The 13,517-nt window shown below is 71.6% G+C and carries 13 protein-coding genes and 1 riboswitch; of the genes, 2 read left to right on the top strand and 11 right to left on the bottom strand.

Annotated elements, in window-relative coordinates:
• Positions 1-100 precede the first annotated feature (100 nt).
• The 4 genes from MHY30_RS14425 to rlmN form a co-directional block, all read right to left on the bottom strand.
• A complete protein-coding gene (locus MHY30_RS14425) occupies positions 101-565 on the bottom strand; it encodes an NUDIX domain-containing protein (protein ID WP_239278479.1) in 465 nt (154 codons plus the stop codon).
• Positions 565-2,196 (bottom strand): DUF4407 domain-containing protein, encoded by a 1,632-nt coding sequence (locus MHY30_RS14420; protein ID WP_239278477.1) that lies wholly within the window; start codon positions 2,194-2,196, stop codon positions 565-567. The genes MHY30_RS14425 and MHY30_RS14420 overlap by 1 nt, the downstream gene beginning before the upstream one ends.
• 126 nt (positions 2,197-2,322) lie before the next feature.
• Positions 2,323-3,336: an aldo/keto reductase family protein gene (locus tag MHY30_RS14415; RefSeq protein WP_239278475.1), complete on the bottom strand. Its 1,014-nt coding sequence runs from the start codon at positions 3,334-3,336 to the stop codon at positions 2,323-2,325.
• Between the two features lie 189 nt (positions 3,337-3,525).
• Positions 3,526-4,824 carry a 23S rRNA (adenine(2503)-C(2))-methyltransferase RlmN gene (gene rlmN, locus MHY30_RS14410; RefSeq protein WP_239278473.1) on the bottom strand — a complete coding sequence of 433 codons (1,299 nt, stop codon included), beginning with the start codon at positions 4,822-4,824 and terminating at the stop codon, positions 3,526-3,528.
• 290 nt (positions 4,825-5,114) lie between these two features.
• On the opposite strand from rlmN, the gene MHY30_RS14405 reads away from it, so the two are divergent.
• Complete coding sequence (locus MHY30_RS14405) at positions 5,115-5,960, top strand: HAD family hydrolase (protein WP_239278463.1); 846 nt, start codon at positions 5,115-5,117, stop codon at positions 5,958-5,960.
• Between the two features lie 309 nt (positions 5,961-6,269).
• Here MHY30_RS14405 and MHY30_RS14395 read toward each other — a convergent pair whose 3' ends face one another.
• The 4 genes from MHY30_RS14395 to MHY30_RS14380 are packed head-to-tail and all read right to left on the bottom strand — an operon-like array spanning position 6,270 to position 9,708.
• Positions 6,270-7,160, bottom strand: a complete 891-nt coding sequence (locus MHY30_RS14395) for an NAD(P)-dependent oxidoreductase (RefSeq protein WP_275438514.1) — start codon at positions 7,158-7,160, stop codon at positions 6,270-6,272.
• Complete coding sequence (locus MHY30_RS14390; RefSeq protein WP_239278441.1) at positions 7,157-7,933, bottom strand: enoyl-CoA hydratase/isomerase family protein; 777 nt, start codon at positions 7,931-7,933, stop codon at positions 7,157-7,159. Before MHY30_RS14390 ends, MHY30_RS14395 begins: the two co-directional genes overlap by 4 nt.
• Positions 7,930-8,691 (bottom strand): SDR family NAD(P)-dependent oxidoreductase, encoded by a 762-nt coding sequence (locus MHY30_RS14385; RefSeq protein WP_239278423.1) that lies wholly within the window; start codon positions 8,689-8,691, stop codon positions 7,930-7,932. Before MHY30_RS14385 ends, MHY30_RS14390 begins: the two co-directional genes overlap by 4 nt.
• A 45-nt stretch (positions 8,692-8,736) precedes the next feature.
• The gene (locus tag MHY30_RS14380; protein ID WP_239278409.1) at positions 8,737-9,708 is read right to left on the bottom strand and encodes a hypothetical protein; all 972 of its coding nucleotides are present in this window, start codon (positions 9,706-9,708) and stop codon (positions 8,737-8,739) included.
• Positions 9,709-9,845: 137 nt separating this feature from the next.
• On the opposite strand from MHY30_RS14380, the gene MHY30_RS14375 reads away from it, so the two are divergent.
• Positions 9,846-10,331 carry a GNAT family N-acetyltransferase gene (locus MHY30_RS14375; protein WP_239278391.1) on the top strand — a complete coding sequence of 162 codons (486 nt, stop codon included), beginning with the start codon at positions 9,846-9,848 and terminating at the stop codon, positions 10,329-10,331.
• Positions 10,332-10,335: 4 nt separating this feature from the next.
• Here MHY30_RS14375 and MHY30_RS14370 read toward each other — a convergent pair whose 3' ends face one another.
• The 3 genes from MHY30_RS14370 to MHY30_RS14360 all read right to left on the bottom strand — a co-directional run bounded on the left by MHY30_RS14370 (position 10,336) and on the right by MHY30_RS14360 (position 13,210).
• Positions 10,336-11,124 (bottom strand): energy-coupling factor transporter transmembrane protein EcfT, encoded by a 789-nt coding sequence (locus MHY30_RS14370; protein WP_239278369.1) that lies wholly within the window; start codon positions 11,122-11,124, stop codon positions 10,336-10,338.
• Complete coding sequence (locus tag MHY30_RS14365) at positions 11,121-12,572, bottom strand: ABC transporter ATP-binding protein (RefSeq protein WP_239278342.1); 1,452 nt, start codon at positions 12,570-12,572, stop codon at positions 11,121-11,123. Before MHY30_RS14365 ends, MHY30_RS14370 begins: the two co-directional genes overlap by 4 nt.
• Positions 12,572-13,210, bottom strand: a complete 639-nt coding sequence (locus MHY30_RS14360; RefSeq protein WP_239278317.1) for an ECF transporter S component — start codon at positions 13,208-13,210, stop codon at positions 12,572-12,574. The genes MHY30_RS14365 and MHY30_RS14360 overlap by 1 nt, the downstream gene beginning before the upstream one ends.
• A riboswitch (TPP riboswitch) is annotated at positions 13,203-13,312 on the bottom strand. It overlaps the preceding gene by 8 nt.
• Positions 13,313-13,517 lie beyond the last annotated feature (205 nt).

The following is a 13,517-nucleotide window of genomic DNA, read 5'->3' as shown; positions in this document are numbered from 1 at the left end:
CCCGGGGCCGGGAGGGGCGCCCCCCCGCGACCCCCGCGACACGGGCCCGCGCCCCCCCCCCGACGCGCCCGCGCGCCTGCCCGCGCGCCCGGCCGGCGGCCTACGCGAGCAGGCGCTCGAGCGCGTCGAGGAGGGGGCGCTGGCCCTTGACGAGGCGGTCGCGGGCGGCATCCAGACCCGTCCACTCGGCGCGGTCGACCTCGGGAAAGGATGCCGTGCGGCCCGAGCGCGGGGGCCACTCCATCTCGAACTCGCCGAATGTGAAGCCCGACTCCGGGAACGCCGCGCCGTCGGCGGCGAACACCACGAGCTTTTTGCTCGATGACGCCGCGAAGGTGCCCAGTTCGGCCCACTCCGAGGCCGGGGGTTCGAGGCCGAGCTCCTCGCGGAACTCGCGGAACGCGGCATCCCGGGGCTCCTCGTCGCCGGGGATGAACTCGCCCTTCGGGATGGACCACGCACCGTCGTCCTTGCGGGCCCAGAACGGTCCGCCCATGTGCGCGATGAGAACCTCGAGAGCGGGATGCCGCCGGTACAGCAGCAGTCCCGCACTCCACGAAGCCATCAGACGCCCGCCGGGACGCGGACCGCTTCGTCGGCGATCACGTCCGCGCGCTTTCGGAACGTCCTCGCGGTGACGCGGTCGAGTGCGACCTGGGTGCGCATCCGCTCGGCCTTCTCGTACAGCGACGGGCCGCCGAACCCGGTGAGCACCTTCACCAGAACCGGGAGCAGCTCGATCATGAAGAACAGGGCCGCGATGAGCCAGTGCGCCCAGCGCAGCGTCGGTTCACGCTCCGACAGCCGTTCGAGCGCCGAGATCTGGCTCAGCAGGCCCACGGCGCCGGCGTTGCCGTCGGCGACGGACGCCGCTCGATCGTTGTAGGCCGTGAGCGCCGCCTCGTACTGCGCACGCGCCGCCGGCAGCTGATCCTGCGCCTGCTGCTTGTTCTGGTCCGCCGATGCGGCGGCCGCCTCGGCACCCGCCGAGTTCGCCGCGGCGAGACCCGACTGCGCCTGCTGCAACTGCGCCGACAGGGCGTCGTACGCCGACTGGGCCTGCGCGAGCTGGGCCTGCGCGGCATCCGAACTCGCCCCGTCGCCGGCGACGCCGGTACATCCGGGCACCTCGCCCGCACCCTCGCCCGTCAGCTCGCACTGGTACACCGCCCGGGCCTGATCGATGACCTGCTGCTGCGCGGCGAGCTGCTGCGTGAGCTGATCGACGCTCTGCTGCGCCGCGGCGGCTTCCGCCGAGGTGGAGGACGTGCCGGCGACGATGCCCGTCGCGGCCTGATTCTCCAGCGCTGCGACCTGGGCGCTGGCGGCATCCAGAGCCTGCTTCTCGGGGCCGTTGGCCACGGCATCCTGGTCGGAGAGCGCCTGCGTGACGTTGGTGGAGTTCACCTCGCGGTTGATGTCGTTCTGGAACACCTGCAGCACGAGAGGCTCCGCCACCACGATGCCGATGAGCGCCGCCATGATGACGCGCGGGAACGCCAGGCCCAGGAGCCGGAAGATGTTCTTCGTCGAGCGCATCGTCGAGGTGAGGAAGCGGTCGAGGTTGAAGATGATCAGACCCCACACCAGCGCGAGCGGGATTGCGAGCAGGATGCTCACACGCACACCGGTGAGCAGGGCGAACATCATCGACAGGGCCGAGACCAGCGCAGTGCCCAGAAGCACGAGGAACATCTGAACGAAACGCGGAACCTCTTCGGGCACTTCGTCGAGCACGTCGTTGTCGGCACCGCCCAAGACCGCCATGCGCCGCACGAGCGACAGGCTCGGCCGACGCGGGTCGGCACGCCGCAGCCGCGGCGGGCGGGGGTCGGATGCCACGGGCGCGGGGAACGGCGCCGCTTCGGGCGCCGCGGACTCGACGTCGGGGCGCGAGGTGTCGGGGCGCGAGGTGTCGGCGGGCTCGGTGTCGGCGGGGACCGCGGCGCGCGGCGCCTCCTCGAACTCCGGATCCGGCCACTCGAACGGGGCCGTGTCGCCGTCGCCGGCGGGCGGGGCACCCCAGGGTTCGGTGGGATCGCCGGGGGTCACGTCGTCGGCCGAGGCGGAGCCGGCGTCGTCACGCTGCTGGGCGAGGATGTCGTCGAGGTACTGGGGCTCGCGGTCATCGTCCGTCGTGAACTCGATGCGGCCGTCGGAACCGAAGCGGCCCGGCCGGTGAGCGGAAAAGGACATTCGCACAGGGTACGACGCCCATCCTGTTGCTCTCCTGAGCGGGCCGGGGGTTCACCCCGGAGCAGCGCAGCGCCCGGATGCGCGAAAGCGGGCCGGGCGCCACCGCCCGGCCCGCCCGTCCGCCTGTCAGACCAGGCGCTTCTTCGGCGACACCTCGTACGTGTTGTCGGCGTCGGAGAACACCGCGTCACCCAGTGCGGTGTCGATCGCCGCCAGGGTGTCGGCGTCGAGCGTCACACCGGAGGCCTTCACGGTGTCGGCGAGCTGTTCGGGACGCGAGGCACCCACGAGCGCGGCGGCGATGTTCGGGTTCTGCAGCACCCACGCGATCGCCATCTGCGGCAGGGAGAGCCCTGCCCCTTCGGCGATCGGCTTGAGCCGCTGGACGGCCTCGAGCACGTCGTCGCGGAGGAACCGCTTGATGAAGGTCGCTCCGCTCTTCTCGTCGGTGGCGCGGGATCCGTCGGGCACGGGCTGACCGGGCAGGTACTTGCCGCTCAGCACGCCCTGCGCCATCGGCGACCACACGATCTGCGAGATGCCGAGCTCTTCGCTGGTGGGCACGACCTTGCCCTCGATGACACGCCACAGCATCGAGTACTGCGGCTGGTTCGAGATCAGCTGGATGCCGAGCTGCTTCGCCAGCGCGTGCCCCTCGCGCAGCTGCTCGGCGGTCCACTCGGACACACCGATGTAGAGCGCCTTGCCCTGGCGGACGATGTCGGCGAAGGCCTGGAAGGTCTCTTCGATCGGGGTCTCGTAGTCGAAGCGGTGCGCCTGATAGAGGTCGACGTAGTCGGTGCCGAGACGCTTCAGGGAACCGTTGATCGAGTCCATGATGTGCTTCCGACTCAGGCCCGTGTCATTGGGGCCGCCGGGACCGGTCGGGAAGTACACCTTGGTGAAGATCTCGAGCGACTCGCGCCGCTGACCCTCGAGGGCCTTGCCGAGCACGACCTCCGCCGCGGTGTTGGCGTACGTGTCGGCGGTGTCGAACGTCGTGATGCCGGCGTCGAGCGCGGCGTGCACCGTCTTGATGGCGGCGTCGTCACCGACCTGCGAACCGTGCGTCACCCAGTTGCCGAGGGTGATCTCCGAGATCTTGAATCCACTGTTGCCGAGGTAGCGATAACCGACCATGGGTCCACGCTATCGGCGGCATCCGACATCGGGCCCGTTGCCCGCGTTCCGAATCGCCCGACGCCCGAATGCCGCTACGCATAAACACGACCGGCGCACATAAACGCGCTGAGAACGCGTTTCTGCATATAGATCGCGTTTATGCGCGGCAGACTGACTGCCCACCGGCGTCCCCGCGGCGCCGGGGCGTCAGCCGACGGGCGTCTCGGCCGCGGCCGCTTCGTCGTCCTCGGTCGCGACGAGCTGCCCGCACGCGCCGTCGATCTCTTTGCCGCGGGTGTCGCGCAGCGTCGTCGGAATGCCGGCGTCGTTGAGACGGCGCACGAACTCGTTCTGCACGGGCACCTCGGACGCGGTCCAGATCGACCCGGGCGTCGGGTTCAGCGGGATGGGGTTCACGTGCACCCAGCCACGGCCGCGGGCGTTGAGCTTCTCGGCCAGCAGATCGGCACGCCACGCGTGGTCGTTCATGTCTTTGATGAGGGCGTACTCGATCGAGACGCGGCGCCCGGTCTTGTCGAAGTAGGCGCGCGCGGCATCCAGGGCCTCATCGACCTTCCAGCGGGAGTTGACCGGGATGAGCTCGTCGCGCAGACCGTCGTCGGGAGCGTGCAGCGACAGGGCGAAGGTCACCGGGATGTCCTCGTTCGACAGCTTCGTGATCGCCGGCACCAGACCCACGGTCGAGACCGTGATGCCGCGCGCGCTCATGCCCAGGCCGTGCTCTTTGTCGACCATCACGCGAACCGACTGCATGAGCCGGGCGTAGTTGGCGAGCGGCTCGCCCATGCCCATGAAGACGATGTTCGTCACGCGCTCGTCCTCGTGCCCCACCTTTCGGGGGTCGCCGAGCCCGCCCGCGCGGATGAGCGCGTTCGCGCGCACCACCTGGTCGACGATCTCGGCGGCCGACATGTTGCGGGTGAGGCCCGCCTGACCGGTCGCGCAGAACGGGCAGTTCATGCCGCACCCGGCCTGACTCGACACGCACAGCGTGATGCGTCCGGGGTAGCGCATGAGCACCGACTCGACCAGCGCACCGTCGTGAAGCTTCCACAGGAACTTGATCGTGTCGCCACGGTCGGTCTCGAGGCGGCGCACCTCGGTGAGCAACGGCGGAAGGAGCCCCGCGACGAGCTCTTCACGACCGGATGCCGGCAGGTCGGTCATCGCAGCGGCATCCGACGTGTAGTGGGTGAAGTAGTGCTTCTCGAGCTGCTTCGCGCGGAAGCCCGGAAGGCCCAGCTCTTTGACCTTGGCCACGCGCTCTTCGGCGGTGAGGTCGGCGAGGTGAACGGGTGGCTTACCGCGCTTGGGGCTGGCGAACTGCAGGAGCGGACGCCCTGTCTCGTCCTTCGCCTGCTGCCAGCCTTCGGTCTTCGGGCGGACCTGGCGCGGCTTCGTCTCGCGGATCGCGGTGTCGGCCGGCGCCCCCGCGGGGCGCGCCTGCCGGGGCGTGGTCTCGCGCACGGGGGTCTGATCGGTCATATCTTCCAGGGTACCGGCGGCCACCTGCGCCGCGGCTGGACGCCCCGGGGACCATCAGGGCACGACACAACGCAGGAAGATCCGGATGCCACAGCCCGGGCGCCCCGGCATCCTGCGGTCTTGCCGGAGTTGTGCGGCCGTTTCTCCTCCGCTGTGTCCTCGGGCGGCTCGGACACCGGCGACCGGTACGGTGGCAGCGACCCGGCTCCGCAGCCCCGCCCCGCGGGCACCGCCGCGCGGGCCCCGCCGCGCGCGGAGCACGGGTCCGCCGCCCACCCCACGGAGAACACATGCCCCGTATTGCCTTCCTCGACGTCGACGGCACGATCATCGAGCACGGCTCGGCGATCGCCCCCTCGACGATCACCGCCATCCGCCAGGCTCGCGCGAACGGCCACCTCGTGTGGCTGTGCACGGGGCGCGCCGACGGCGACATCCATCCCGACGTCCGGGCGATCGGCTTCGACGGGGCGATCAGCAACGGCGGCGCGTACGCCACACGTGACGGCGCCCTCCTCGTGGAGCACCCGATGCCCCGCGACGATGTGGCGGCGATCGAGACGTACTTCGAGGCGCACGGCATCCATTACTTCCTGCAGACGCACGAGGCGGTGTTCGCCTCCCCGGGCGTCGAGCCGGTGATGCGCGAGTACGTGCAGAAGCGTCTCGCGGCCCGCGCGGCCGAGCTCGCCGCGCTCGGACACCCGGCGCCCGCGACGGGCCCGATCCCGCGCACCCGGCCGCTGGCCGAGGTCGACCGCGACCGTGTCGCGAAGGCCGTGTTCGTCAGTCCCTCGACCGACACCGTCGCTCACGCCGCCGCGGAGCTCGGCCCCGGGTTTCATGTCATCCCGGGGTCCATCCCGCTTCCGGGCGGCTCGAACGGCGAGATCGGTCAGGCGGGTGTCACGAAGGGCTCGGCGATCGTGGAGGTGCTCGGCATCCTCGGGTTGGACGCGACGGATGCCATCGGCATCGGCGACAGCTGGAACGACGTCGAGATGTTCGAGGTCGTCGGAACCCCCGTCGCGATGGGCAACGCCCCGGTCGAGCTGCAGCGCCTGGCCGGTCGCGTGACCACGTCGGTGCTCGAGGACGGTGTGCACAACGCCTTCGCCGAGCTCGGTCTGCTCTGACGGCGCCGGCCGCGATCGCGCGAAGGCATCACCACCCCGCATAAACGCTGTCCGCGCGCAGAAACGCGCTGCTCACGCGTTTATGCGCGCCGAAAGCGTTTATGCGGACCACCGACCGGGCGGCCGACCCGGCGGAACCGCGGACCACCGACCGGGCGGCCGACCCGGCGGAACGGCGCACCCCCGACCGGGCGGCCGACCCGGCGGAACCGCGCGCCACGGACCGGGCGGACGGCCCGGCGGAACCGCGCACCACCGACCGGGCGGACGACCCGGCGGAACGGCGCACCCCCGACCGGGCGGCGGCCGTCAGTCCAGGAAGATGTCCGGGTACATCGCGGCGTCGGGGGTGCCCGGCACCGCGGCGTAGCCGGAGAAGTCCGTCACCCCGGCGGCCTCGAGCACATCCTCGACGATCAAGGTCCGGCCGGTCAGCTCGCGCGAGGGCGACGTCAGCACCTCGTACGCGGCATCGGCGTAGATCTCGGGCGTCCGCGAGACGGCCATGAGCCGGTCGCCTCCGATGACGTTCTGCACCGCCGCGGTCGCGATCGTCGTCCGCGGCCACAGGGTGTTGGCCGCGATCCCGTCGCCGGCGAACTCCTCGGCGATGCCGAGCGTCGCCATGGTCATGCCGAACTTCGCGAGGGAGTACCCCGTGTGGGCTCCGAGCCACTTCGGCGTGACGTTCAGCGGCGGCGAGAGCGAGAGGATGTGGGGGTTCGCGGCATCCCTCAGCTGCGGGATCGCCGCGCGTGAGAGCAGGAACGTTCCGCGGACGTTGACGTCCTGCATGAGGTCGTACTTCTTCGTCGCGAGGTCGAGCGACCCCGACAGGTCGATCACGCTGGCGTTGTTCACGACGATGTCGATGCCGCCGAACTCACCGACCGTGCGGAGGACCGCCTCGGTGATCGACTCCTCGTCGCGCACGTCACCCACGATGGGCAGGGCCCGGCCGCCCGCGGCGCGGATCGCCTCGGCCGCGGTGTGGACGGTGCCCTCGAGCTTCGGGTGCGGGGTGTCGGTCTTGGCCAGCAGGGCGACGTTCGCGCCGTCGCGTGCCGCCCGCAGAGCGATCGCGAGCCCGATGCCACGGCTCCCGCCGGACATCAAGATGGTCTTGCCCGTGAGTGGGCCCACGCCGGCGGAGGCTCCGGGCGCCGCACCAGCGGCGGCTGGAGGGTCGGTGGGGATCATGAGCGTCCTTTCGCGGAGGCGGCGGCGAAGGCGGCGACCCGCGCCCGCGCCTCGGGGGTGTCGAAGGCCGCGCCGATCGTGGCGGCCTCATCGGCGAGATTGTCGGCGAACGACCGCCCCGCACCGACGCGCACCAAGCGCGTCGCCTGGCCGAAAGCGGCCGTCGCCCCGTCGAGCCAGAACCGGGCGATCTGCTCGACCCGCGTCGGAAGATCACTGGATGCCACCACCTCGGCGACCAACCCCCAGTCGAGGGCTTCCGCGGCGTCGAGCATGCGGTCCTGCAGGAGGAGCTGCAGCGCTCGGCGCTGCCCGATGGCCGCGGGCAACAGCGTCGACACGCCCAGGTCGGGCGTCAGTCCGATGTTGGCGTAGCGGCTGACGAAGCGAGCGTTGTCGCTGGCGACGACGTAGTCGGCGGTGAGCATGAGCCCGAGTCCCCCGCCGGCGACCGCCCCCTGGACAGCCGCGACCATCGGCAGCGGCGCCTCGACGAACGTGCGGATGCCGTCGTGGATCGCCTCCGCGGTCGCCGTCACCTCCGCCCCGGCCGCGCCGGTGGTCGCCATCGCCACGACGTCGCCGCCGGCGCAGAACGCGGGGCCGTTGGCATCCAGAATCACCGCCGCGATCAAGGGATCCGACGTGACCTCGTGCGCGACATCGCGCCAGCGGCGGGCCATGGGGAAGTCCATCGCGTTGAGCGAGGCGGGGCGGTCGAAGGTGACGCGCGCGAGAGAGCCCTCGACACGGAGCAGGATGCCGTCGGTCATTTCGGCGCCATCCGGATCGCGCCGTCGAGGCGGATCGTCTCGCCGTTGAGGTAGCCGTTGTCGACGATCGCGAGCACGAGCCGGGCGTACTCGTCCGGGGCGCCGAGGCGGGAGGGATACGGCACCTGCTGACCGAGGGAGTCCTGAGCGGCCTGCGGCAGGCTCTTGAGCATCGGGGTCTCCATGATGCCGGGGGCGATCGTGACGACCCGGATGCCGTGACGCGCGAGCTCCCGCGCGATCGGCAGTGTCATCGCGTGAACGCCCCCCTTGCTGGCGGCGTAGGCGGGCTGCCCGATCTGCCCATCGAAGGCCGCGACGCTGGCGGTGTTGACGATCACGCCGCGGTCGCCGCCCTCGCTCGGTTCACCGGCTGCCATGATCGCGGAGGTCTGCGCGATGACGTTGTACGTCCCGACGAGATTGATGCGCACGAGCCGCTCGAAATCGGCGAGCGGCGTGGGCCGCAGATCGCGGTCGAGCACCTTCGCCGGCGGGGCGATGCCCGCGCAGTTCACGACGACCCGCAAGGGGCCCGATCCGGCGGCGACGGCCGCGGCCGCGGCGACCTGGTCGGCATCGGTGACGTCGGCCGCGGCGAAGAGCCCGCCGACCTCGCTCGCGACCTCCGACCCCGCCGAAGAGGGCAGATCGACGATCGTCACCCGGGCGCCGGCGGCGGAGAGGCGGCGGGCCGTGGCGAGCCCGAGTCCGGAAGCGCCCCCGGTGACGAGGGCGGATGCACCCGTGATGTCCATGCGTTCTCCTTCGAAGCAGAAACCGAGTGTCACTTTACCCGGGACTCAGGATCGCAGCGAACGACCTCGACGCCAGGAGCGCAGCCGCACCGGATGCGTACGCACCGCGGCGGTGGACACGCCGTCGGCCAGGAGAGCGACCTCGTCGGCACTCCACCCGTACTCAGCCCGCGCCACCTCGGCCAGTGTGACGACCGCGTGCGACAGACTCACCTCGACGCCGCGGGGCACGTCGACGGCGTCGGGGTCGAGGGAGCGAGCCGCGGCGCGCAGATCGCGCACCAGACCTCGAACCCGGTCGGGGCCGTACGCGGCCGAGGCGAGCCTCCAGTCGCCGATGACGACGATCGCTCCGGGGGCCCGATCCCGACGCGCCTGCGGCGACGGATCGCTCGCCGTTCGCAGCTGCAGCACGGCCACTCCGAGCGCCAGCACGACCAACCCGCCCACCACCGTCGCCGGGACGAACGAGAACATCGCGGCATAGAGTCGCGATCCCCACCCCGCGACCGCGGCGACGACAAGACGCAGGACGGAGAAGACGGCGTAACCCCCCGATGCGAAAGCGACGATCCGCATCGCCGAGGCGGGCAGCGCCAGCGACCGCGCCGCGACCCACGCGCACGCCGCGCAGGTCGCCGCGAGAACCGCGACCTTCACCCCCAGCGAGCCCGGCAGAGGAACGAAAGCGGTGACACCGGCGACACCGATGGCGAGGAGGAACGCAATGATCGACGGCCACAGGAACGCCGCCCCGTCGAGCGTGCGCACCGCCACGAGGAGCAGGAGCGGGACGAGCACCATGCACATGTCGCCGACCGCGAGCGAGGCGACCCCTCCCCCGCTCCCGTACACGAGGTACAGCACGCTGGCGCCGACGGCGGCGATGCCCGCGGCGGCGACGAACCGCAGGAACAGCGTGAGCGTCCCCGGCGTGCCGAGGTGGAGCATGGTCACGATGAGCACCGCAGCGACGACCGCGACGCTGATGACGATCAACGTGAGCAACAGTGCCACAACGCACGTCTCCCCCCGCTGGTCGCCCCGGGTACCCGGTCGCGCGGCCTACAGCGTAGCCCGCACGCCCTCGATGTCGGGCCGCGTTCACCCGATCCATAACCCCATCGTTCGGTCGCGCGTTCTAGGCTCGAGGGATGCCCTTCCACCTCGAGCGGGTCGCGCTCGACGATCCCCGCGCGGTCGCACTCCGCGGCATCCTGGACGCCGATCTCGACGAACGCTACCGCGACGCCGACGCCGACGACCCGCCCGGGATGGCCGAGGAACGGGCGGCGGCGTTGGCCGTGCACGGCGACGACGTGATCGCGACCCTCCTCGCGGTGGATGCCGACGGCACCGCGATCGGGCACGTCCTGCTGCGCCGACTCGGGGAGGAATGGGAGCTCAAGCGCCTCATCGTCACGCCCGCAGCACGCCGACGCGGAGTGGGTCGCGCCCTCACCGACGCCGTCGTGTCGATGGCGCGTGACGGCGGCGCACGCCGGGTGATCCTGCAGAGCGGTCGAATGCAACCGGAGTCCCTCGCCCTGTACGTCGCGGCGGGCTTTACACCCATCCCGGTCTATGAGCCGTACATCGCGACGATGCCGCGGTCGCTGTGCTTCGAACGGGTGCTCTGAGCGCTCACCCCCCGACGAAACGGAACGCCCCCGTCGTCACGGCGGCGGTCAACGCCGCTGCCATGAGCGCCACCGCACCGAAGAGGGCGGCGCCGTCGCGGGGATGCAGCCGCGACGGACGGGCCCACGTGCGTTCGGCGGGGGCGCCGAATCCGCGGGCCTCCATCGCCGTGGCGAGGGTGGTGCCGCGGCGAACGGCGAAGACGAGCAGCACGAACGCCATAGAGAGGAAGCGGCGGAGGGCGCCGCGGTCGCCGAGTCCGCGCGCGCGACGCGCGAGCGTCATGGTGCGCCAGTCGTCGACGAACAGCCCCACCGTCCGCGCTCCGGCGAGCACCCCGAGCACGAACCGTGCGGGGAGCTTCGCCACCTGCGCGAGGGCGTCGGCCAGCTCCGTCGGGTCGGCACGTCCGAAGAGCAGGATGGTGGGCAGCCCCAGCGCCAGCACCCGGACGAGCACCGCGCCCGACAGGGCGATGGAGTCGTCACTGACCGTGGCGAACAGGAACGTTCCGTACACCGTGCCGCCGGGCTGCGCGTAGAGCAGCATACTCAGCGCGGCGACGGGAGCGAAGACGGCCACCGGGATCATGCGACGCAGCACCGTGGCGTAGGTGAGTCCGGTCAGCGGCACGCACAGGAGCTCCAGCACGACCGCGGTGGCCGCGCTGACCGCGTCGAGCGTGACGAACAAGGGCACCGACAGCGCGAGCGCGATGAGGATGCGCGTGACCGGGTTGACCCCGTCGATCCAGGCGACGGAGCGGTCACGAGACGTGATCGTCGCCGTCACGCCGCACCCGCCAGTGTGACGCGGTGCTGGCCCAGATGGCGGACGACATCGGCATCGTGCGTGACAGCGATGACGCTGCGTCCTCGCGCGATCTCCCGCTGGAGCAGGCCGACCAGCTCGCTCCACCCCCGGCGGTCCTGCCCGAAGGTCGGCTCGTCGAGCACGATGATCTCCGGCGACGACGCCAGCACGGTCGCCACCGACAGACGGCGCTTTTGCCCGCCCGAGAGCGTGAAGGGGTGCGCCTCGGCGAGGGATGCCAGGTCGAGCCGCTCGAGCAGCTCATCGACGATCGCGTCGACCTCGGCCGCCGGCATCCGCAGCGCCCGGGGGCCGACGGCGAGCTCGTCGCGCAGCGTGGTCGCGAGGAACTGGTGCTCGGGCTCCTGGAACACCGTGCCGATGCGGGTCAGGAGCTCGGTCGAACGCCACCGCGACGGCCGCCGCACGCCCCGCGCGGCGAGGCGATCGGCCGCGACGACCTCGCCGTCGAGCTCGGGCAGGAGTCCTGCGAGGGTCAGCGCCAGCGTCGACTTTCCGGCGCCGTTGGGTCCCGTCACCACGGTCCCCGCCGCCTCCGGCACGGCGACGTCGAGCCCCGAGAGGACCGGCGCCCGCCGCTCGCGACCGATGGCGAGGCGCGTCGCCTGCAGCGAGGCATCCCTCGTCGACGACACCGGCGCGAGCACGGGGAGGTCGACCGCACGTCCGGGAACCCACACCCCTGCCGCGGCGAGTGCGTCGCCGTGCTGGCCGAAGACCCAGGCGGGCGGTCCGTCGGCGAGGAGCCCTCCCCCCGGGGCGAGGACGACGACCCGCGTGACCATGTCGGCCCACACCGCCGTGCGGTGCTCGATGAGCACGAGGGTCGTCTCCTCGCGCGCGACCACCCTCTCCACCGCCGTACGCACCTCGCGGACACCGTCGGGGTCGAGGTTGGCGGTCGGTTCGTCGAGCAGCAGCAGGCCCGGCCGCATGGCGAGCACGCCCGCGAGCGCCAACCTCTGCTTCTGTCCGCCGGACAACGCCTTCGTCGGGCGATCCAGGGGCACGTCCAGTCCGACGGATGCCAGGGCCTCGATGACGCGGCCCGGAATCTGGTCGGCGGGCACACCGAGGTTCTCGCACCCGAAAGCGACGTCGTCGCCGACTTTCGAGAGCACGACACCGGCCTCGGGGTCCTGCAGGACGAGGCCGATGCGACCGCGCTGCGCCTCGGGCGCGGCACCGTCGACGCGGATGGCACCGGTGGCTTCGCCCTCGTCGCTGCCGCCCAGGAGACCGGCGAGCCCCGCCAGGAGCGTCGTCTTCCCCGCACCGGAGGCCCCGAGGAGGAGCACCCGCTCACCGGGCTCGATGGTGAGGTCGATGTCTCGGGTCGCGGGAAGACGCCGGCCGGCGTACCTCCACCCCCAGCCGTCGACCTCGACGCGCGCGGGATGCGGCATCAGACCTCGCGGCGGCGTTCGCGTCCCGCGGCGAACCGGCTGAGCGCGCCGCTGGCGGCGAGACCCCGCACCAGCAGCCACCCCACGACACCCGCGAGTACGGCGCCCGAGACGACGAGTGTGCCGAGGTACAGGAGGTTGAACTCGAGCGTCTTCAGGATGTTCGGCGAGCTGCCCCAGAAGAACTCCAGCACCCACGCTCCGACTCCGGCGCCCACCCCGGCGAGCATCGCCACGGGAAGAGTGAAGCGCAGGTAGAGGAAGGCGAGGAAGATCAACTCGGCGCCGAGGCCCTGGGCCAGGCCCGAGAAGATCGTGCTGATGCCCCAGACGTTGCCGATGAGGGCGGACACGATCGCGGCGACCAGTTCGACCAGGAGCGCCGCGCCGGGCTTGCGGATCACGAGGCCCCCGACGACGCCGCCGAGGAGCCAGATGCCGACGGCGATGCCGCCGAGGCCGGGCGTCAGGCCATCCATCGCGGCGAACCACAGGCCGCCGACGGTGTTCCAGCCCCAGAAGATCAGGCCGATCGCGACACCGAGGACCGCGGCGACGACGATGTCGACCACCCGCCACCGGAAACGATCGGACGTGGCGACGGCGGGCGCCGTCCGGGCAGACGTGGACGTGTGCATTTTCTCTCCTCCCTGCGCCGGCATGATCCGGATCAGGTTCGACGGTCGAAGCGTGGGTCGCTTCCTCTCAGCCCGGCTCACCGGACTCCCGTGGTTGTGGTTCCCGAGTATAGAGCCGTCACCGGGGTAGCGTGGGCGGGTGCACGACCAGACCCCGGCCACGCGGCGCGAGCTCCGCGCGCAGGCCGATCGGTCGGCGGGGACGGGGGCGGAGGAGTCGGCAGCGGCGTCCACGCCAGAACTGGCGCGCACCCCGGCCCACCCCGACGGGCCGGCCCCCGCCGGAGATGTTTCCGCCGCACACCTC

Origin of the sequence: Microbacterium sp. ACRRU, from assembly GCF_022346945.1 — a bacterium.
Classification (GTDB): Bacteria; Actinomycetota; Actinomycetes; order Actinomycetales; family Microbacteriaceae; genus Microbacterium; species Microbacterium mcarthurae.
The sequence above is the reverse complement of the archived record's forward strand: the minus strand, read 5'-3'. Positions and strand labels throughout refer to the sequence as shown.